Genomic DNA, 19,513 nt, shown 5'->3' with positions numbered 1-19,513 from the left:
TCACTGATTCAGGTTGAAATTAATTTCATACACGTATATCTTGATCAATCTAACAAAAATAATATCACTCGATTCAATCGGGACTGATACAAAGTGAGGAAAAATGGCACGTATTACTGTTGAAGATTGTTTGAAGGCTATTCCTAACCGTTTTCTTTTGACCATGGTCGCAACCAAGCGGACCAAGCAGCTTTACAAGGGTGCAGAACCGTTGATCGAGAACAAGTCAAATAACCGTAAGATCGTTCTGGCACTCAGGGAAATTGCCGCGGGCAAGGTTGAGTTCGAAATCCCGACCCCGAAATAACCCTGATCATTTTTTGCTCATGGTCTTAGACCGGAGTTCCCTGCAAATTTAAAGATGCCGGCCAGTCATGGCCGGCATCCCTTTTGTTGGCTGAGGCCAACGACCTGGACGTCGGTTATGATCCGTATCGACGACATCCTCGAAGCAATCCGTTCCTATCACGCCGACGCTGACCTTGACGCTGTGCGCAAGGCCTACGTGTATTCTGCAAAAGTCCACCAGGGTCAAACGCGTCTCTCCGGCGATTCTTACATGACCCACCTGATGGAAGTGGCCTCGATCCTGACGCGCCTGCACATGGATGTGCCGACCATCATGACCGGCCTTCTCCATGACACCATCGAAGACACCCTCTCGACAGAGGCAGAGCTGCGTGAAGTCTTTGGTGATGAAGTGGCTGAAATGGTCGATGGCGTCACTAAAATCAGCAAGATCACCTTCAAGACCAGTGAAGAGCGACAGGCTGAGAATTTCCGCAAAATGCTTCTGGCTATGGCCAGAGATATTCGCGTTATCCTGGTGAAACTGGCAGATCGCCTGCACAACATGCGAACGCTTTCTCATCAACCTGAAGAACGCCGACTAAAGATCGCCCAGGAAACCGCTGATATTTATGCGCCTCTGGCCAATCGTCTCGGTATCAGTTGGGTGAAGAGTGAACTGGAAGACCTCTCTCTGCGGTACCTGGAGCCTGAAACCTACAAAACGCTGTCGAAGAAGATATCTCAGCACCGTCGTGAGCGCGACAAGTACGTTGCTACGGTGAAGAAAAAGCTTGAGGACATCCTCAAGGAACATGACATTGATGGACAGGTTCAGGGGCGCCTGAAACACATCTGCTCGATCCATAAAAAGATCGTTAAACAAAAGATCGAGTTCGAACAAATTCACGATTTGATTGCTTTCCGTATTATCGTGCCAACCGTGCGTGACTGCTACGCCATGCTTGGAGTGATTCATTCCTCCTGGAAACCGGTGCCCGGGCGTTTTAAAGACTTTATCGCCATGCCCAAGGCGAATATGTACCAATCCCTCCATACAACAGTTTTCGGCCCTTCAGGACAGCGTATGGAGGTTCAGATGCGTACTGCAGAGATGCATAGCGTTGCTGAAGAGGGGATCGCGGCGCACTGGAAGTATAAAGAGGGCAAATCAGCGGCTCATGCCGATGAAGGGCGCTTCAGCTGGTTACGGCAAATGCTGGAATGGCAGAAGGAACTTAAGGACTCCAGCGAGTTCATGTCTTCGGTCAAGGTCGATCTTTTCCCGGAAGAGGTTTATGTGTTCACGCCGGACGGGGACGTCAAGGAACTGCCCAAGCAAAGTACACCGATCGACTTTGCCTACAGTGTGCACTCCGATGTTGGTCATCGCTGCAACGGCGCCAAGGTTAATGGCCGACTGGTCCCATTGAGGACCGAACTGAAAAACGGCGACATTGTTGATATCATCACCTCTACCAACCAGACTCCCAGTAAAGACTGGTTGAAGTTCGTCAAAACCTCCAAGGCGAAGAACAGGATTCGTCATTGGGTTAAGGATCAGGAACGGCAAAAGAGCCTTGAACTGGGACGTGATCTCCTGGAAAAGGAGCTACGTAAGTTCGGCTTTAGCTACAACCGTGCGCTGAACCTGGATACGGTTAAAGGCGCCTTGTCGGAGCTGGGTTTCCGCAATTTCGAAGATCTTCAGGCGGCCGTCGGCTATGGTAAGGTGACCTGCAATCAGGTTCTTTCCCGAATTATTCCGGAGCAGTTCAAGGCAGAGGCACCCAAGCCGAGCAAGCTCAGCCAGGTGCTGGGAAAAATTCGCAGAAAGCCGGTTGATGCGATTAACGTGCAGGGGCTGGAAGGCATCCTGGTCAGATTCTCAAAGTGTTGTAACCCCTTGCCGGGCGATGAAGTGATCGGATTTATTTCACAAGGGCTTGGTGTCACTGTTCATGCCGCCGATTGTCCCCGTGTTCTTGAGACCGACCCTGACCGTCGTGTAGAGGTGTCCTGGAATCGGCAAAAAGGGGCGACCCGCTCTGTTAAAATCAGGGTCTACAGTCTGGACCAGAAAGGTATCCTGGCAACGATTACCAAGGTCATCACCAAGAATGCAGCCAATATCCTGCGTGCCAGTGTCTACTCTACCAATGACGGTCGCGGCATCCATAGCTTTGAAATCGACGTGCAGGATGTCCAACACCTGACCCGGGTTATGGAGTCGGTACAGAAAGTCAAAGGCGTGCAGCAGGTCGAGCGCGTCAGGGTCGGCCGCAACAAGTAAGTGATTCTAAACTTGGGAGGTACTCATGGACAAAAAGCAGATACAAACCAATAACGCACCTGCCGCGATTGGCCCCTATTCCCAGGCCATTCAGGTTGGAGACTTCACTTTCTACTCCGGACAAATTCCTCTGGATCCGCAAAGTGGCACGATTGTCGAAGGTGGCATCGTCGAGCAGACTCAGCAAGTGATGGCGAACATGGGAGCGATGTTGAAGGCTTCGGGGCGAGGCTTTGATGATGTTGTCAAAACCACCATCTACCTCACTGATCTTGCCGACTTTGTAACGGTTAACGAAATTTACGGTGAATTCTTTGGTGATGTTCCGCCAGCCAGAGCTTGTGTGCAGGTGGCCGCTCTGCCGAAAGGCTCTGAGATAGAGATTGAGTGGATAGCTACAGCCTGAACCAAATTTACCACCCGTTCGCTTCGCTCACTCGAGTCACAGAGAATAGAGAGAAAATCAGAGTTTTTTGTTTTTTTGAGGGCACTGATATTGATTTATCAGTGCCCCTTTTGTTTCCTATTTACAGCTTTCCTGGTTTTCTCCGTGTCTCCGCGCCTCCGCGTTGAATAAGGCTTTTGATTTTAACCGGGCTGTTACCCACCCGCACCACGCTTTTTAAGTTCGTTCTGGACAAGCTTCTTCTGTGACGGACTGAGCCGGCGAGACGCGAGCAGGTTGCGAACATCGGGTGTGCGCAGTTGCGGCAGGAAGAGGGTAAACCAGACGGCTGGAGTGCGACTGTTCTTGAGGATGGCCAGCTTCAGATTGGGACGTGATTTCCACTTTGAATGCCTTGCCACCATGGAGATGGTCTCCGGGGACGCTGCCGCGCTGTTGATGAACTGAAGAATGGCGACTTCACGCAGCCGTGGGCTGCCAAGGCAGATTTCAACGAGGCGGGCGTTGCCTTCCTTGAGGATAGCGCCGACAACCGTTGCGGTGGCCCGTCGTGCCAGGGTCATTTTGTTGCCGAGTTCTGTGGTTGGCAGGCGTTGCAGGATGGCACGTTCGGCGCCAAACTTCTGATCCGGTGTTACCCCGGGGATCATGCAGAGGTCAACCAGCTCAAAGAGATGAAGATAGGGTAGTAGTGCCAGAGCGACCGGTCCAGGGGTGTTTGGATTCTTGACCAAGGCAACCTGCAGTCGGTGACTGCGTTTCGATACGTCCAGTTGATAGATCGCTTTGAGCAGCTCTTCAGTGAGGTCGCGTCTCTTGAGCAGGGTTAAGAGGTGGTCTTCATTGATGTTCTGGTTCTTGAAGGTAGAACGCAGAACCTGCATGTCCGGGTCAGTCAGAAGCTGGAAAAGCTCGTCTGATGAAGCCGTGAGGGCCTTGTGCAGGCGCTTGGCAAGTTCGACGTCAATGAGGGGTATGCGGGATTCGTTAGACATAATTCAATCGGAAGGGTGGATTGTATTTCCCAGTGCTTGCTTAGATGAGACAAATGCTTTTTGCCACCCGTTCGCTTCTCTCACTCGAGGCACAGAGGGCACAGAGAAAAGTAGAGAACTTTGGTCCTCTCTGTGTCCTCTGTGGCTCTGTGGCGAAAGTATTTTTGTACAAGCCTAACCTTTTTTTGTTTACTGAAGCCCTGTCGCTTGCAGCGAGGTAATTCATTCATCTTGGCCGACTGGGGCAGGGTCAATGACCAGGTTTGCCGTCATCACGTAGATACTCACCGAGGAAGTCGGCCTTGAAGTCCGCATAGTTATTTGCTTCGATCGCCTCTCTAGCACCTGCAACCATGTCGAGGTAGAAACGTACGTTGTGGATGGCGGCCAGGGTGGCGGAAAGCACTTCGTTGGCGTTGAAGAGGTGGTGCAGATAGGCTCTGGTGAAATTGGTGCAACAGTAGCAGCTGCAAGAGGCATCGACCGGAAAGAAGTCCCGGCGGTAGCGGCGGTTGGTCAGGCGAATCTTGCCACGACGAGTGAAAAGGGTCGCGCTGCGCGCATAACGGGTCGGGATGACGCAATCGAACATATCCATGCCGCGCTCGATGCTTTCGAGAATATCTTCGGGCAAGCCGACTCCCATCAGGTACCTGGGTTTATCCTCGGGCAAGAAGGGTTCTGTATAGTCGACAACCTTTTTCAGTAACTCAAGTCCTTCACCGACGCTGACACCGCCTACGGCATAACCCGGGAAGTCCATTTCCTTGAGGGCCAATGCACAGTCACGTCGCAGGTCATCGTAAATGCCGCCCTGGACGATGCCGAACAGAGCCTGGTCTTCACGATTGTGGGCTTTAAGGCATTGCTCTGCCCAGTTCAAGGTTTTACGAATGGATTTGCGGGCGTAGTCGTGGGTGGCCGGGTAGGGGATGCATTCGTCAAAAGCCATGATGATGTCAGCGCCAAGCCGGTTCTGGATGCCGGTCGCTTCTTTGGGACCAAGGAAGATACGGTCGCCATTAACCTCATGCTTGAAAAAGACCCCGGTGTCGGTGATCTCTTTTTTAGGCAAGGAGAAGACCTGGAATCCCCCGCTGTCGGTGAGGATTGGTTTCGGCCAGTTCATGAACTTATGCAGGCCACCGGCCTTCTCAACCAGAGCTTCACCGGGTTTAAGATGCAGGTGGTAGGTATTGGAGAGAATGATCTGGGCTCCGGCGTCGTCAACCTGCGCAGGAGTCATCGCCTTGAGAGCGCCATGAGTGCCGACAGGCATGAAGATCGGAGTTTCGATCACTCCGTGTGGAGTTGTAACGCGTCCGCGACGGGCGCGGGTTCCCTTGTCTTTGGCGAGCAGTTCAAATTTCAACATGATATATTTGGCTTTTCTGGCGCAGACGATGCAAAATGTTGTTTATTCATGTTGCAAGCGACGCCGATTGAGTGAGATCAACGTTTGCGCGGACTTTAACAGAATTGTACAAGGACTACAATAACCTGCAATGGCCCCTGAAAACGATTTTTTTATACCGGAATGGCCAGACAAGTTGCTGGACGTTGACATCGTCAAGGCACGTTTCGTTCTTGAGATGAAGTCCCCTTGTGTTTTGCAACCATCCGATATCCTAGGTGTTGGGAGACTTTTACGAGCAGCGGGAAGACAACTTTTCGATCCTCAGGATTCGTTGGCCCTAAGCCAATGGCGTGCTCTGTTTCAACCTTCTTTAAGCGCTGATCCGGTTGCGCTGCGCAAGTTTCAAAAGCCGGCGCCGGCTTTCGTCATCAGCATGCCGGTCATGCAGAAGGAGTTCTTCTCTATTGGTGATCGATGTGTTCTGGAAGTACTTTTTGTTGGCACAGGCATACCGCTAATACACGAATTCCTGCGCAGCCTGATTCATATTGGTAAGCTTGGTCTTGTTGCCGGTGAGGGTCACTTTGAGGTTATTGAACTCCTTAATTTAGAACCCGATCAATCAGAGGGTCTGGTGTGGCGGAGGGATGAACCTCTTGAGCCCCTGGCCTGTTCTGTTCAAGACTTGTCCTGGCTGCTGCGTCAGGGGCCAGTTCAGAAACAGGTTCAATTAAGGTTTGTAACGCCGGCCCGGCTCATGACTCATGGCAAACCTTTAAGGAAACCTTCGCTGCGGAAAATCTTTCCATTTATGTTAAGACGGACGACCTCAATGTTGCATACTCACTGTCAACTTGAAGTCCTTGATGATCCTGCTGCGCTGCTTGAAATCGTCGATCAACTTGAAACCGTCGCTGCCAGAATGATTTGGTCGGATTGGCGCGCGTTACCCGGCAGAGTGGGCTTGTCTGTTGGTGGTTTCATTGGCGAGATGTCTGTTCGTGGGGCCGCCTTGCAGGAGCTTTACTGGGTTTTTGCTGCGGCCTCTCTGTTTGGGATTGGTAAAGGTGCAACTTACGGTGCGGGTCAATTTGAACTTAGTGACTGAGGTTTGTTGCTAGCATTCAAATGCCTGTTATAATTGAAGAAACAGCCAATCCCAGGAGGTGCCACTATGACAGACGCATGGGAAGAGCGCAAAAAAGCCTTAGAGAATAAATACTTTCACGATCTGGAAAAGGAACTGATTGAGAAAATCAAGACCGAAACTCGCGAGAAACTGATTCATGAATACTGCCTTGGTCGCTGCCCGAAATGTGGCGATCCTATTGAAGCGATGGAGTTCAGGGGCGTTCCGATGGATAAATGCGTCAGTTGTGGTGGCGTCTGGCTCGGCCCCAATGATCTGAAAATGCTTTCTGAGAAAGATCATCGCACCTGGTTTGAGCGCTGGTTCAAGGAAGAAGTCTCCGAACAGGACACCCCATAGTTTAGTCATCTTATGCCGGCGTAACGTCTGGATTGACATGTATTTAACCCTTATTCGTTACATTCTGATCAGTTTCCTGCTGACTGCTGCTTTTTTCATTGTGGCCGGGTTGGTCGCACTATCTTCTTTGGAGCAGGTTGCCGATCAGTTCACGGCATCGAATTTTTTCCACGTGCAAGAAATGCTTCGTAACAGCCAGGGAATTGTCATGGCTCTCTGCCTGGCTGGTCTCTTGAGTGGCCTGATTGCCATGGCGTTTGCGGTTCATCAGGCTTCTAAAATTATGGATCGTTTGCGCCGTGCCACCAAACACCTTAGCGACGTTGTCCTCGATGAAATGACTCCCAGTGAGTTTCTCAGTGCAAGTGATGGTCTCGACCGTGAAATACAGGAGATGATGCTGAAGATCAAGGATAGCCAGCAACGCTATCTTGATGCCAGCCCACTGACAAGACTGCCGGGCAACATGGCCATTGAACAGGTGTTGCAGGGCAAGATGGAACACGGTGAGAAGTTTGCGCTTTGTTATATCGACCTTGATGACTTCAAAGCTTTTAATGACAGATACGGTTATGCCAAAGGCAGTGATCTGATCAAGATGACCGGTGAGGTTCTCTATCGTGCTAAAGATGAATACGCAGAAACTCAGGACTTTGTTGGTCACATCGGTGGCGATGATTTCGTTTTGATCACTTCACCTGAGATCGTCGAACAGGTTTGCAAGGCCATTATCAGTGAGTTCGACAGCCTGATCACTGATTACTACCATGCCGATGATCTTGAGAAGGGTTTTATCGAAGGGACGGACAGGTACGGTGTGAAGCGGCGTTTTCCGATCATGTCTATTTCGATTGCGGTTGTCTCTGATGTAAAGCGGTCCTTTACGTCGCCTATTGAGATCGCTAAGGTTGCTACGGAGATCAAGGACTATGTGAAGAGTTTGCCTGGTAGCAACTACTTGATCGATAGACGTGTGACCACGCGATGTGACTCTTGAGTTGAGTTGGAGGCTGGGGACTGGGGTCTGGGGACTGATTACTGGGGGCTGGAAATTAAACGATAACGGGAAGGCAGATTCTGCCTTCCCGTTTTTTTATGAATATTGTCTCGAAGGCTTATTCTGAAGTGTCTTCGCCAAACACCTGGGCGCTGAAAACGTAGATCTCGGCATCTTCAGCTTCCCACGCATCTGTGGGCAATCCTGCCTTGATACAGGTTTGTTTGAGGAAGGTCTGGCGATCCCAGTTGTGCTCGGTTGCCACTTGAGGAAGCAGCACTCCCCGATAAAAACTTTTTTCGATATAGATGCCGTGTGTGCCGACTTCGATCTCTTCAATATTCTCAATTTTACGCAGTGGTGAAAGCACTGAGATTTCAAGGTTGAAGTTTGTGAGATCTTCTTCTTTGAGTGGATAAAAACGGGGGTCTTTCGATGCTGACGCCTGTGCCATCTGGGCGACTTCTTTGAACAGTGGCAGCTCGGACTGAAAGTTGCCTATGCAGCCGCGCAATTGCCGGTTTTGCTTGATCGTCACAAAACAGCCGTTACGTTGGTTCAGGGCTTTTTCTTCTCGAGGTTCGATGTACTCCTGACCCGTTTGAACGCCGTGAACGATTGCCTGGCGGGCAATAGCCAACAGAACTTGCTTTTCGTGAGCGTTTAACTCTCGGTACACGCTGCCTCCGATGTTGTCTGGGGTGAATGCTTCTCATGAAGAACGCGCCAATCATAGTGCTATCTGTTTATTTTTTCAAGACATCTGACTCCCTTTTTCGATTTATTTATTCGATAGGGTAACCGTACTGAAGAGTCGATGCAAAATGAAGCCACATAACACTCAACTCGGACGATGGAATGACACGAATTTTCAAGGTTTTTCCTTAACGTAAAGGCAAAAGCAAAGGCAGCTCCTTATACGGAAGCTGCCTTTGCTCTTCATTCTTTGTCTGGACTATTCCTTGCCCCTTGAGGGCCTTGCGCCAGATCTTTTTTAATTGGCTTTTTTGTGAGCCTTTTTACGATCGTTTTCGTCGAGCAAGCGCTTACGCAAGCGAATCGATTGGGGGGTCACTTCAACCAGCTCATCGTTATCGATGAATTCCAGTGCCTGCTCAAGGGTCAAATCCCGTGGCGGTATAATTCGAATTGACTCATCGGTACCGGATGCGCGCACGTTGGTTAGTTTCTTACCTTTGCAAGCATTCACCACGAGGTCGTTTTCTTTAGCATGCTGGCCGAGAATCATCCCTTCGTAAACTTTAACGCCGGGTTGCACGAAAAGGATTCCGCGGTCCTGCAGGTTAAAGAGTGAGTAAGCAACGGTCTCTGCTGTCTCGATGGCGATCAAGACACCGTTTTTACGACCTGCGATTGGACCCTTCCAGGGGGCATAACCTTGGAAGGTATGGTTCATGACCCCGGTGCCGCGGGTATCTGTGAGGAACTCGTTGCGGAGACCAATCAGGCCGCGGGCCGGAATGATGAATTCCAGACGGTTGAAGCCGTCGAGGGCATTCATGGCCGCCATTTCCGCTTTGCGGGTTCCAAGTTTTTCAATGACAGTGCCCTGGAATTCTTCAGGGACATCAATAACCAGGTACTCCATCGGTTCGCACTTCTCTCCATCGATCTCGCGGCAGATGACTTCCGGTTTGGAAACTGCCAGTTCAAAACCCTCGCGGCGCATGTTCTCGATCAGGATGGACAGGTGCAGCTCGCCACGCCCCGAAACTCTGAAGGTGTCGGTATGGGCGGTCTCTTCCACGCGCAAGGAAACATTAGTGCGCAATTCCTTGAAGAGGCGGTCGCGTAAGTTGCGCGAAGTGACGTACTTACCTTCACGCCCCGCAAAGGGTGAGGAGTTGACAATGAAGTTCATCGCCAGTGTCGGCTCGTCAATGGCGAGGTAAGGCAAAGATTTGGGGTTCTCTGCACAGGCCAGGGTTTCACTGATGCCGACATTTTCGAATCCGGCAACGGTGATGATGTCACCAGCGCTTGCTTCTGTTATCTCAACCTGGTTGAGACCCTCGTAGCCAAGAAGCTTGGTGATGCGACCTTTTTTGATCTCGCCACCTTTCATGATTAATGCGACCGTTTCGCCCGTGCTGATCTTGCCGTTGAAAATCTTTCCGGTGGCAATGCGGCCGAGGTAGTCATTGTAGTCAATGGAGGTAACCAACATCTGAAAGGGGGCCTCTGCATCAGCAACGGGAGGGGCCACTCGCTCACGGATCATTTCAAACAGCGGTTCGAGGTTGTCAGAGTCATCTGCTAACTCTCGTTTGGCAATGCCCTGCTTGGCGCTGGTGAAGATGAAAGGGAAATCCAGCTGGTTCTCATCGGCATTGAGCTCGCAAAAGAGGTCGAATACCATGTCGACGACCTTTTCAGGGCGCGATCCAGGCCGGTCTATTTTGTTGATAACGACGATGGGACGGAGGCCGAGGTCAAGGGACTTTTTCAACACAAAGCGGGTCTGAGGCATAGGTCCGTCGAAAGCGTCAACCAAAAGCAGGACCGAGTCAACCATCTTCAGAACACGCTCGACCTCACCGCCGAAGTCGGCGTGGCCGGGTGTGTCGACGATGTTGATTTTGATGCCGTTATGATGAATTGACAAGTTTTTGGAGAGGATCGTGATGCCGCGTTCTTTTTCCAGGTCATTGCTGTCCATCACCCGTTCAGTGATGACCTGGTTCTCGCGGAAAACCCCCGATTGTTTAAGCATCGCATCAACCAGGGTGGTTTTACCGTGGTCGACGTGAGCGATAATTGCGATGTTGCGTAAGTGACGTGTCATGATCGATACCTTTTATACATACATATTCGTCTGGAGTTGATTGGGAAGCCGAACATCATAGTCTCTTGGCGGGGAAATGCAAGCAGCTTTTTTTGCACCGGACAAAAGGCCCTTGAAAATCAAACACTTTGCTCGGAAAGTGGCGAGACGTTTGACTTGGACTTGTCTGATTTGCGAGCATGGCCTAAGATGCACTTCCTAAATAACGCTGCTGGATTGAAGTGATGACGATCGTTGGTTTTAAAAATATTTTGTGCCTTGTTGGTCTGGGCGCTTCCTTGCTCTTGATTGCTGGCTGCGCTGGTTTCATCCCACAAGTCCCTGTCGAACCCTTGCCCTTGACCTCTGCCGAGAAGGATCGCTTGGGTGAGGCGATAGAAGCGAGACTACTGCAGATGCTTGGCGGCCCTTATTACGATCTCTCCCTGATAACAGATTTAAAGCGTGCCTGCCTTGAACACTCCCAGGGAAAAGGTCATTGCAAACTCACGGTCGCAGACCTGAGCTCTCCGGCTCTTTATCCCTTGCCTGGCGGATACCTTGTCCTAACACGAGGTCTTCTGGCTGAGATCACCAGCGGCGACGAACTGACCTCTCTGCTCGAAAAGGGTGTAGCGCTTGCCGCGAATGTCTATGAAGATCACGCAACGCGGGAGATGAATGAAGCGGTGACCGCACAGCTTACAGTCCAAGACTCCAAGTACGATCCTGATGCTGCAGATATTCGCCTGGCCCGTCTTTTCAAGGAGGCTGCCTGCGAGGCAGACTGTCTGGCATTAAACCGCGCTGCCAGTATAGGCAAGTCAGGGGACACAAGTTTGCCTGATTCGGTCAAGCGACTGGCAACCTTGCGGCCAGGTTACGAACTTCTTCGCAAGGCGCGGGATTTTGAGAAACAGGGTAATGAAGCGCAGTCGATCGCGACTTATCTGCAATCGGCGACAGCGACCCCTGATGAGCCTCGTATATTAAGAGCGCTGGGGATGGCATATCTCCGCGCCGGGCAACTCCAGTCGGCTCGTCTGCCTTTGCAAAAGGCCGTTAAGTTGCAACCGGACTATTACCGTAGCCGGATGGGGTTGGGTTACCTTTACCTGGGAAAAGGGCATCTACGCCAAGCCAGTCAGGAACTCGCGGAGAGTGTTGCGCAGCTGCCGGTCACCGAGAATCTCTTCCTGCTGGCCGAAGTCAAGGAAAAGAGTGGTGACCTCAAGGAGGCCCTGGCACTTTACACGATGATCGTTAAGGCTGACCCAGACAGTAAAATCGGGCGTTCTTCCGCCAGACGTCTGGCGCAAGCGACAGGTGGACAATGAAACGGGGTCTGGTTCTGGATGTTGGAGAAGAGGTCTGTTGGGAGGGGCGTCCTGCGCCGCGTTGTTACACCTTCAGGCACTGGAAACACTCGATCTTCGGGTTGGTTTTTCTGGCGATTTGCTCCTATTGGCAGGTCCTCGGCTTGGCCCTTGCTGATGAATATGCACTCCCCTGGTTGGTCTGGCTGCCACTGCCGTTTGTTCTCCTGGGTGTCTACTTCAGTGTCGGTCACCTTCTTCAGGCTCGCCTGGAGTGGAATCAAGTCTATTATGCGATCACAGATCGACGTTTGCTGTTACAGCGTGGGCTATGGCGGCTGCATACTGAAGAAATGAAGCTTGAGGAGGTTACCTATTTCAGCCTGCATCAGCAGGGCGCAGAGCTAGGCACCTTGCGTGTTCACCAGGGCAAGGAAAAACGGTTGGTTCTTCACTGTCTGGAACATCCTCGCAAAGCGACGGACCTCCTGGAGAAAGTGATTAAGCCTGTAATGACTCCGGTTGGAACTTCTCCAGAAGCAGATACAAAGAATGAGGCTGAAGGGATTAACTCATAGCTGAGTTAACCGAAAGATTCCTTAACATTTTGCTTTTGTTAAGTTTTTAGTTAGCCTCTGGCCGTTTAATAGTTTGTCAGAACAAAAAAACTTATGGATGTCCTTCTATGAACGATAAAGCTTTTTACCTGGAAACTTTTGGTTGCCAGATGAACGTGGTCGACTCGGAGCGGATTGTCGGCCTGCTCGATGAAATCGGTTATTACCAAGTCGAAGAACCGGAGCAGGCTGACCTGATTCTGCTCAACACCTGTGCTGTACGCGATAAAGCTGTGCGTAAAGCTTATGGTCATCTGGGTCGTTTCAAACCGATGAAGGAACGCAAACCTGACCTGATCCTCGGTATGGGCGGCTGCATCGCCCAGCAGGAGGGCAAGCAGTTGCTGGAAGAGTTCTCTTACCTGGACCTGGTTTTCGGAACCCATAACGTCCATCGTCTCCCTGAGATGGTGCAGCAGGTTGCCGAGAAACATGTGCGTTGCGAAGAGACCGAGTTCCTCGATCGTGAAACCCGGTTGCAGCTTTTTCCCTCACGAACCGGCCAGGAAGCTTACACCCGCTTTGTGACGGTCATGCAGGGCTGCGATAATTTCTGCAGTTATTGTGTTGTTCCTTATGTTCGGGGTCGAGAGATCAGTCGCCCCAGCACCGAGATCCTTGAAGAAATCCGTGAGTTGGCGGCTCAGGGCGTTCGCGAGATCACTTTGATCGGCCAGAATGTTAATTCCTATGGTCTTAAGGACGATGGCGAGCTCAGTTTTGCCGGACTTCTTGAGCAGGTCAATGCCGTCGATGGTATTGACCGTATTCGCTTTACCACATCGCATCCGAAAGATCTCTCCGACGACCTGATCGAGTGCTTCGGTCGCCTCGACAAGCTCTGCAAACATTTGCATTTGCCGGTGCAATGTGGTTCCAACAACATCCTCAAAGCGATGAACCGTGGCTATACCAGGGAGAGATACCTGGGGGTCGTCGAGCGTCTCCGGCAGGTTTGTCCGGAAATCCGTCTCTCCTCTGACATTATCGTCGGCTTTCCCGGAGAAACCGAGGCGGATTTCGCCGAGACGATGTCTTTGCTTGAAAAGGTCCGTTACACGGAGATTTATTCCTTTATTTATTCTCCGCGACGTGGCACGAGTGCCGCGGATATGGCAGATGACACGCCGGCAGAGGTTAAACAAGATCAGTTCAACCGCATGCTTGAACTGCAGCAGGAAATCAGTCGACAGACCTGGGAGGCTGATGTTGGCACAATTCAGGAAGTCCTTGTTGAGGGTGAGAGCAAGGTCGGGGCAGGACAGATGTTCGGCCGATCTACCTGGAATCGTATCGTTAATTTTGCCGGGCCTGCTGAGCTTGCCGGTAAGCTGGTTTCGGTGAAAATTACGAAAGCATTTCGCAACTCCCTGCTGGGGGAGCTGGTCGAATAAGAGAAGAGGAGCCATGGAATGAATGAGAATGATTTTAAGTTTTTCAAGGAGCTGATTGAAGCGCCGAGCCCTTCCGGTTTTGAGCAACCAGCTCAACGGGTCATTCGTGAGGCTCTTGCTGATGTTGCCGATGATGTCCGTACCGATGTGATGGGTAACGTGGTAGCGCATGTTAAGGGCCCGCAAGGCGCCCCGCGTTTGATGCTTGCGGGACACTGTGATGAAATAGGCTTCATGGTCAAATATGTCGATGAACAGGGTTATCTTTTTTTTGCTCCGATCGGCGGTGTTGATGCGCACCTGGTTCCGGGACAGCGGGTTACGGTCCATACCTCTGGCGGTCCGATTGCCGGTGTTGTTGGTAAAAGACCGATTCACCAGATCGAGGTCAAAGATCGGGAAACGGTCGTCCCCTTTAAAAGTCAGTTTATCGATATCGGCTGTAGCAGCAAAGACGAGGCTGTCAAGCTGGTGTCGATCGGTGATCCAGTCACTTTTCGTGTCGGCGTCGAGCGCTTGCAGGGCACGCGACTGACATCACGCGCCTTCGATGACAAAATGGGCGCTTTCATTGTTGCCCAGGTGCTCAGGGAGGTCCGTCGTCAGAATCGTATGACGGTTGATCTGCACGGTGTTTCAACCGTTCAGGAAGAGGTTGGCTTGCGCGGCGGCGCAACCAGTGCTTACGGCGTACAGCCTGATATTGGTATTGCCGTCGAAGTCGGCTTTGCCAGCGATTACCCCGGTGCAGACCATAAGGACCTCGGTGAGGTGAGCCTCGGTAAGGGCCCCGTGATTGCGCGTGGACCTAATATCAACCCGGTGCTTTTCGATCTCCTCATAAAAACGGCAGAGGAAGAAAATATCCCCTGCCAGATCATGGGCATCCCTCGTGCTACGGGAACGGACGCAAATGTCATGCAGTTGGTGCATGGTGGTGTCGCGACGGCGTTGATCAGCATCCCGCTGCGCTATATGCACACTCCGGTCGAGGTTCTTGATTGGGTCGACCTGGAGGGCGCAGTCAAGCTGTTGTCAGCGCTTTGCAGCAGGATTAACAAAGACCATTCATTCGTGCCGAATTAATCGATTGATGGTCTCTGTGGCCAGGCCTGAATTAAGTGTTATCTAAATGGAGAAAAAGCTTGACATCATCAGGCCTTTTGACTAAATTTCGAGTTTCTGTGAGCCCCGTTAACTTACAGAACTGATCTAGAGAGGATAGTAATGAGTACTCCAGTTGCAAAAAATGAAGATCTCCAGAAAGACTGGTACGTTGTTGATCTGGAAGATAAAGTTCTGGGCCGTATGGCGACAGAAATTGCCAAGGTCCTGCGCGGCAAGCACAAGGCCATTTATACGCCGAGCGTTGATACAGGTGACTTTGTCATTGTTCTCAATGCAGAAAAGGTGCGTTTGACCGGTAACAAACTCAGCCAGAAGATGTATCATCGCCACAGTGGTTACACCGGTGGCCTGACTTCGATCTCTGCAGGTAAAATGCTCGAGAAGACACCCGAAGAGCTGATCCGCAAAGCGGTCAAAGGGATGTTGCCAAAGAACAAGCTCGGACGTCAGATGTTTAAAAAACTTAAAGTCTACTGCGGTGCCGATCATCCGCATCAGGCACAGCAACCCAAAGAACTTCAGGTTTAAGGGAATTCAGGAGAAATAGACGATGGCCGAACAGAAATTTTACGCCACCGGTAAAAGGAAAACATCTATTGCCCGTGTCAGGATGACGCCGGGTACAGGTGAGATCATCATTAACAAGCGGACTATCGACGAGTACTTCGGCCGCCCGACCTCTAAAATGGTTGTGCGTCAGCCTCTCGAACTGACCGAGAATACCGGTAAGTTTGATATTTCCGTTAACGTTTGTGGTGGTGGTCCTTCCGGTCAGGCTGGAGCTATCAAACATGGCATCACCAAGGCTCTGCTCGAGATCGATCCGCAGCTGCGTGATTCGCTGAAAAAGGCTGGTTTCATTACCCGCGACAGTCGTATCAAGGAACGTAAGAAGTACGGTCGACGCGGTGCACGCCGTAGCTTCCAGTTCTCCAAGCGTTAATGCTTTACGGCCCTCAGGGTCTATAGGGTATTTGGTTGAAAGGGAAACCCTGCGGGTTTCCCTTTTTCCGTTTCGAGTGATATATAATTCAGCGAGTGGATAATAATTTAAGGAGTTGATATGCATCGGGTTGCTGTTATTGGTGCGAGTGGTTACACCGGCGTCGAGCTGCTCAGGTTGCTTTCTCTGCATCCCGATACAGAACTGGTGTGCGTAACCTCGAGACAATACGCCGGACAGTTGGTCAGCGATGTGTTCCCTTCTTTACAAGGGATTGTTGACCTGTGTTTCGAAGATGTAGATCCGGTTGCTCTTGCTGGCCGTGCTGCTCTGGTTTTTACCGCGGTCCCTCACCAAACAGCTATGGGGATGATCCCGGCATTGTTGGCTGCCGGTTGCAGGGTTGTTGATCTCTCGGCCGACTTCCGTATCGCTGATGTCGAAGTTTACGAAGAATGGTACCAGGAGCATACTGCCAGAGAACTGCTTGATGAAGCAGTTTATGGATTGCCTGAGCTGTTTCGTGCGAAGATTTCCGAGGCTCGTCTGATTGCCAATCCTGGATGTTACCCGACCAGTGTTGCTCTGGCATTGGCACCTTTACTCGAAAAGGGTTTGATTGATCATAAAACCCTTATCGTGGATAGCAAATCCGGTACGAGTGGTGCCGGTCGTGCTGCCAAGGTCGATACTCTCTACTGTGAGGTCAATGAGGGATTTAAAGCCTATAGCCTGCCAAGGCATCGCCATACGCCCGAGATTGAACAGTCGCTGACACGGCTGGCAGGGGAGAGCGTCAAGATCAGTTTTACCCCGCATCTCTTGCCTGTGAATCGAGGTATCCTGAGCACCTGCTACGCGAGTTTGACTGACATGATGTCGCTCGATGAATTACATGAAGTGTATCTTGAAAAATACGCTGCCGAGAGTTTTGTCAGGGTGCTGCCAAAAGGAAAATTTCCCAATATTGCCCAGGTACGTGGCAGTAACTACTGTGATATAGGTTTGTCTGTCGATGAACGGACCGGGCGGGTGATTGCTCTTGCCGCTATTGATAACCTGGTCAAAGGTGCGGCAGGACAGGCTATTCAAAATATGAACCTTATGCTTTCTTTGCCTGAGGAGCGGGGCTTGTTGCTTCCCCCCGTCTTTCCGTAAGGAGTGTCGGAATTGAACTTATCGTGACAGGTCTTTTGCAAGTCTTTGCTCTGCCTGAGAACTGAATGCTCACAACAAACTAAAGGCCACCTCACTACAATGAGGTGGCCTTTAGTTTGTCCTGCGTCAATTGTTATTCAGGTCCGGGAGCAGTGCCCTCCCAGACGACCGTACAGTTGCTGCCGTCTTTCTTTGCGGCGTAAAGCGCTCGATCTGCAAGATTCAGAAGCTCGTATATGTTTTTGCTGTCACCGGGAAATTCTGTGACACCGAAAGAGACCGTCACCTTGAAGTCCAGATCTGAGTGGAGGTGGGCAGAGAAATCCTCTCCGAGGATGTGTTTGCGCAGTTTTTCCGCTGCACAAAAGGCGCCTTTCTTGGAGGTCTTGGGTAACATGATAATGAACTGGTCGGTACCAAAACGACTGACCAGGTCAATACTGCGGGTGCTTTTCAAAAGCGCCTGGCCGACCTGCCTGAGCAGGGCGTCGGACTGAATGTTGCCGAGCGTTGATTTATGTTGTTTGAATTCGTCAATGTCACACATGATGACAGAGAAGTTCGAGCTGAAGCGACGCGCCTGGGCAACTTCACGTTTGAGGATCTCCTGGAAATGCCTGCGATTGGAGAGACCGGTCAGCTCGTCTGTATTGCTCAGATCCCGGCTTTTCTCCTGGAGTTGGGCATTGTCAACGGCCATCGCTGTCTGGTTGGCTATCGCCTGTACCAGTCTTTGCTCTGATGCTGAGAAGCCATCCTTCAGTTTTTTATGCAGGTTGATGACTCCAACAAGCCGACCCTTGATCACCAGAGGCACGGAAATCATCGAACCACGGGTGGCAATCAGCCCATGGTAACTGAGGTTCCGGTCATCCTCATCGATGTCCTTGACATAAATCATCCGTTGACTTTGAGCTGCTTCTCCAGTTATTCCTTGGCTAAACGTGAACTGCACCTTACTTAGAACGCCCGTCTCAAGACCTGACGTGCGTACAACTTCAAGGACACTTTCACCGGGGTTGTGGTTCAGCAGTACGATATGGTCACAAGAGAGCTTTTCATTGAGAACCTGTAGAATGCGATCGAACATAACGCTCAGTTCAATTGATGCTGTCATCGCCTGGTTCAGCTGGTAGAGGGCGTTCGTTTCGCGTTGCAGAATGTTTAACTCATCGTTGATTTTGTCGCGCTCACGTTGTTTCTTTTCCAAAACCAGCTGCATCTTCTGTTCTTCCTGAGCAATGGCGGCGGCAATATCCTGGCTGGCGCGTTCCTGGTAGGAGCTTTCAAGGTCTTCTGCCATCTTATTAAAGGACGTCGCGATCTGCCCTAACTCATCATCACCGACATCCATAATCCGGTAGGACAGATTACCGCAACTAATTGCCTCGGTCGCGTTGAGTAACTCTATTGCCGGCTTTGTGACCTGGCTGATTCTTCTAAAGTAAAAAATAGTGCCGAGGATGATGACAGCACTCATGACCAGGATCATACGCAAGATGGTTTCTGACTGCCTCTCGGTTGTTGATTTCAGGGAGGCTTCGAGGGAAAGAATGATCCTGTCACTTCTGCCCAGAGGGATCATGGCGAAGAGATGTCGCTCCGGCTCCGTGCCAATGTCGTGATTGAGGAAAAGTGGTTGACCGCTACCAATCAGGTTGATCTGGGCCGGGCTCAGGGCGACGTCGGTAAACGCAGGGTTACTTTTAACAATGGTTTTGCCCTCAGGTGTCATCAGCGCTGCAGTGACGTTTAGAGCAGACGTTACACTCCTCAAGAAAGTTTCACCCATGGACGTCTGCAGCAGGAGAATCCTGCTCAGATCGTTACCCGTGTAGATGGGTGCCGCAACCATGAGAACAGGGACTGTACCGAATTCATTGCTGTAGCGAAAGCGAGGCTGTCCGCTACGGCGGACCTGGTCGAAGAGTGCGACAAGGCTTTCTTGTTGAATGAGCCCCCGGATGTCGGCTGGGTAAAAGGTGGTTACGATGTTGGATTTTTCAAGTGTGTTGAAAAGGCGGTCCTGCAAGATGCCAAATTCGGCTTCATTGTGAAATCTTTCGGAAAGAGACTGGAACTGCTGCATGATAACAGCATAGGTCTGCAGGATGCTCTCATGCTTCTTGAACTCCCGATACAGCACTTCCTTGGTGGCCGCCAGACGTTCGTCGGCGCTATTTTGAAATGAATGCTCTGCCAGATGAATGGACCCATAGATTGCCGCAGCAGTTAAGGCCACAATAAGGAACAGGAACGGTAAAAAGACTTTTCTGCGCAGGGAACGAAAGCGCCTTGACTGCTCTGAAGCTGTGGAAGGAGAGGCTGCTTTCATAGGACTCTTTGA

At 51.1% G+C, this 19,513-nt stretch carries 18 protein-coding genes; 13 read left to right on the top strand and 5 right to left on the bottom strand.

Annotation, left to right across the window (positions count from 1 at the left end):
* Positions 1 to 103: 103 nt before the first annotated feature.
* The 3 genes from rpoZ to P9J64_04945 all read left to right on the top strand — a co-directional run bounded on the left by rpoZ (position 104) and on the right by P9J64_04945 (position 2,987).
* Positions 104 to 307, top strand: a complete 204-nt coding sequence (gene rpoZ / locus P9J64_04955; GenBank protein MDG5467669.1) for a DNA-directed RNA polymerase subunit omega — start codon at positions 104 to 106, stop codon at positions 305 to 307.
* Positions 308 to 424: 117 nt separating this feature from the next.
* Positions 425 to 2,581, top strand: a complete 2,157-nt coding sequence (locus P9J64_04950; GenBank protein ID MDG5467668.1) for a bifunctional (p)ppGpp synthetase/guanosine-3',5'-bis(diphosphate) 3'-pyrophosphohydrolase — start codon at positions 425 to 427, stop codon at positions 2,579 to 2,581.
* A 25-nt stretch (positions 2,582 to 2,606) separates the two neighbouring features.
* Complete coding sequence (locus P9J64_04945; GenBank protein ID MDG5467667.1) at positions 2,607 to 2,987, top strand: RidA family protein; 381 nt, start codon at positions 2,607 to 2,609, stop codon at positions 2,985 to 2,987.
* 194 nt (positions 2,988 to 3,181) lie between these two features.
* Here P9J64_04945 and P9J64_04940 read toward each other — a convergent pair whose 3' ends face one another.
* Both P9J64_04940 and tgt read right to left on the bottom strand, forming a co-directional pair.
* A complete protein-coding gene (locus tag P9J64_04940; GenBank protein ID MDG5467666.1) occupies positions 3,182 to 3,982 on the bottom strand; it encodes a hypothetical protein in 801 nt (266 codons plus the stop codon).
* A 250-nt stretch (positions 3,983 to 4,232) separates the two neighbouring features.
* Positions 4,233 to 5,354, bottom strand: coding sequence for a tRNA guanosine(34) transglycosylase Tgt (gene tgt / locus P9J64_04935; GenBank protein ID MDG5467665.1), 1,122 nt, complete (start codon positions 5,352 to 5,354; stop codon positions 4,233 to 4,235).
* A gap of 133 nt (positions 5,355 to 5,487) precedes the next feature.
* Between tgt and cas6 the strand changes: the two genes are divergently transcribed.
* The 3 genes from cas6 to P9J64_04920 all read left to right on the top strand — a co-directional run bounded on the left by cas6 (position 5,488) and on the right by P9J64_04920 (position 7,825).
* The gene (cas6, locus tag P9J64_04930; protein MDG5467664.1) at positions 5,488 to 6,447 is read left to right on the top strand and encodes a CRISPR system precrRNA processing endoribonuclease RAMP protein Cas6; all 960 of its coding nucleotides are present in this window, start codon (positions 5,488 to 5,490) and stop codon (positions 6,445 to 6,447) included.
* 66 nt (positions 6,448 to 6,513) lie between these two features.
* Positions 6,514 to 6,828 (top strand): zf-TFIIB domain-containing protein, encoded by a 315-nt coding sequence (locus P9J64_04925; GenBank protein ID MDG5467663.1) that lies wholly within the window; start codon positions 6,514 to 6,516, stop codon positions 6,826 to 6,828.
* 37 nt (positions 6,829 to 6,865) lie between these two features.
* On the top strand, positions 6,866 to 7,825 hold the full coding sequence (locus P9J64_04920; protein ID MDG5467662.1) for a GGDEF domain-containing protein: 960 nt from the start codon (positions 6,866 to 6,868) through the stop codon (positions 7,823 to 7,825).
* Positions 7,826 to 7,943: 118 nt separating this feature from the next.
* Here P9J64_04920 and amrA read toward each other — a convergent pair whose 3' ends face one another.
* Together amrA and typA are read right to left on the bottom strand one after the other, a co-directional pair.
* Positions 7,944 to 8,504 (bottom strand): AmmeMemoRadiSam system protein A, encoded by a 561-nt coding sequence (amrA, locus tag P9J64_04915; protein ID MDG5467661.1) that lies wholly within the window; start codon positions 8,502 to 8,504, stop codon positions 7,944 to 7,946.
* A gap of 315 nt (positions 8,505 to 8,819) precedes the next feature.
* The gene (gene typA, locus P9J64_04910) at positions 8,820 to 10,631 is read right to left on the bottom strand and encodes a translational GTPase TypA (protein ID MDG5467660.1); all 1,812 of its coding nucleotides are present in this window, start codon (positions 10,629 to 10,631) and stop codon (positions 8,820 to 8,822) included.
* A gap of 224 nt (positions 10,632 to 10,855) precedes the next feature.
* Between typA and P9J64_04905 the strand changes: the two genes are divergently transcribed.
* The 7 genes from P9J64_04905 to argC all read left to right on the top strand — a co-directional run bounded on the left by P9J64_04905 (position 10,856) and on the right by argC (position 17,166).
* Positions 10,856 to 11,947, top strand: coding sequence for a tetratricopeptide repeat protein (locus P9J64_04905; GenBank protein MDG5467659.1), 1,092 nt, complete (start codon positions 10,856 to 10,858; stop codon positions 11,945 to 11,947).
* Positions 11,944 to 12,504: a PH domain-containing protein gene (locus P9J64_04900; GenBank protein MDG5467658.1), complete on the top strand. Its 561-nt coding sequence runs from the start codon at positions 11,944 to 11,946 to the stop codon at positions 12,502 to 12,504. Before P9J64_04905 ends, P9J64_04900 begins: the two co-directional genes overlap by 4 nt.
* A 107-nt stretch (positions 12,505 to 12,611) precedes the next feature.
* On the top strand, positions 12,612 to 13,937 hold the full coding sequence (gene miaB, locus P9J64_04895; GenBank protein ID MDG5467657.1) for a tRNA (N6-isopentenyl adenosine(37)-C2)-methylthiotransferase MiaB: 1,326 nt from the start codon (positions 12,612 to 12,614) through the stop codon (positions 13,935 to 13,937).
* Between the two features lie 18 nt (positions 13,938 to 13,955).
* Positions 13,956 to 15,023: a M42 family metallopeptidase gene (locus P9J64_04890; protein ID MDG5467656.1), complete on the top strand. Its 1,068-nt coding sequence runs from the start codon at positions 13,956 to 13,958 to the stop codon at positions 15,021 to 15,023.
* Between the two features lie 141 nt (positions 15,024 to 15,164).
* Positions 15,165 to 15,593: a 50S ribosomal protein L13 gene (gene rplM / locus P9J64_04885; GenBank protein ID MDG5467655.1), complete on the top strand. Its 429-nt coding sequence runs from the start codon at positions 15,165 to 15,167 to the stop codon at positions 15,591 to 15,593.
* Between the two features lie 22 nt (positions 15,594 to 15,615).
* A complete protein-coding gene (rpsI, locus tag P9J64_04880) occupies positions 15,616 to 16,008 on the top strand; it encodes a 30S ribosomal protein S9 (protein ID MDG5467654.1) in 393 nt (130 codons plus the stop codon).
* A gap of 120 nt (positions 16,009 to 16,128) precedes the next feature.
* A complete protein-coding gene (argC, locus tag P9J64_04875; protein MDG5467653.1) occupies positions 16,129 to 17,166 on the top strand; it encodes an N-acetyl-gamma-glutamyl-phosphate reductase in 1,038 nt (345 codons plus the stop codon).
* Positions 17,167 to 17,299: 133 nt separating this feature from the next.
* Here the strand turns inward: argC and P9J64_04870 are convergent, their stop codons facing one another.
* Complete coding sequence (locus tag P9J64_04870) at positions 17,300 to 19,501, bottom strand: diguanylate cyclase (protein ID MDG5467652.1); 2,202 nt, start codon at positions 19,499 to 19,501, stop codon at positions 17,300 to 17,302.
* Positions 19,502 to 19,513 lie beyond the last annotated feature (12 nt).

The sequence above is a fragment of the Deltaproteobacteria bacterium IMCC39524 genome (genome assembly GCA_029667085.1).
Taxonomy (GTDB): domain Bacteria; phylum Desulfobacterota; class Desulfuromonadia; order Desulfuromonadales; family BM103; genus M0040.
This window is presented reverse-complemented; position numbering and strand designations above follow the sequence as displayed.

Bases quoted from the DNA above. Each gene is read 5' to 3' on its own strand.
- rpoZ (MDG5467669.1), top strand. From the start codon at position 104: ATGGCACGTATTACTGTTGAAGATTGTTTGAAGGCTATTCCTAACCGT.
- rplM (MDG5467655.1), top strand. From the start codon at position 15,165: ATGAGTACTCCAGTTGCAAAAAATGAAGATCTCCAGAAAGACTGGTAC.
- argC (MDG5467653.1), top strand. From the start codon at position 16,129: ATGCATCGGGTTGCTGTTATTGGTGCGAGTGGTTACACCGGCGTCGAG.
- P9J64_04940 (MDG5467666.1), bottom strand. From the start codon at position 3,982: ATGTCTAACGAATCCCGCATACCCCTCATTGACGTCGAACTTGCCAAG.
- P9J64_04945 (MDG5467667.1), top strand. From the start codon at position 2,607: ATGGACAAAAAGCAGATACAAACCAATAACGCACCTGCCGCGATTGGC.
- cas6 (MDG5467664.1), top strand. From the start codon at position 5,488: ATGGCCCCTGAAAACGATTTTTTTATACCGGAATGGCCAGACAAGTTG.
- P9J64_04870 (MDG5467652.1), bottom strand. From the start codon at position 19,501: ATGAAAGCAGCCTCTCCTTCCACAGCTTCAGAGCAGTCAAGGCGCTTT.
- P9J64_04925 (MDG5467663.1), top strand. From the start codon at position 6,514: ATGACAGACGCATGGGAAGAGCGCAAAAAAGCCTTAGAGAATAAATAC.
- P9J64_04900 (MDG5467658.1), top strand. From the start codon at position 11,944: ATGAAACGGGGTCTGGTTCTGGATGTTGGAGAAGAGGTCTGTTGGGAG.
- typA (MDG5467660.1), bottom strand. From the start codon at position 10,631: ATGACACGTCACTTACGCAACATCGCAATTATCGCTCACGTCGACCAC.
- P9J64_04920 (MDG5467662.1), top strand. From the start codon at position 6,866: ATGTATTTAACCCTTATTCGTTACATTCTGATCAGTTTCCTGCTGACT.
- miaB (MDG5467657.1), top strand. From the start codon at position 12,612: ATGAACGATAAAGCTTTTTACCTGGAAACTTTTGGTTGCCAGATGAAC.
- rpsI (MDG5467654.1), top strand. From the start codon at position 15,616: ATGGCCGAACAGAAATTTTACGCCACCGGTAAAAGGAAAACATCTATT.
- P9J64_04905 (MDG5467659.1), top strand. From the start codon at position 10,856: ATGACGATCGTTGGTTTTAAAAATATTTTGTGCCTTGTTGGTCTGGGC.
- P9J64_04950 (MDG5467668.1), top strand. From the start codon at position 425: ATGATCCGTATCGACGACATCCTCGAAGCAATCCGTTCCTATCACGCC.
- P9J64_04890 (MDG5467656.1), top strand. From the start codon at position 13,956: ATGAATGAGAATGATTTTAAGTTTTTCAAGGAGCTGATTGAAGCGCCG.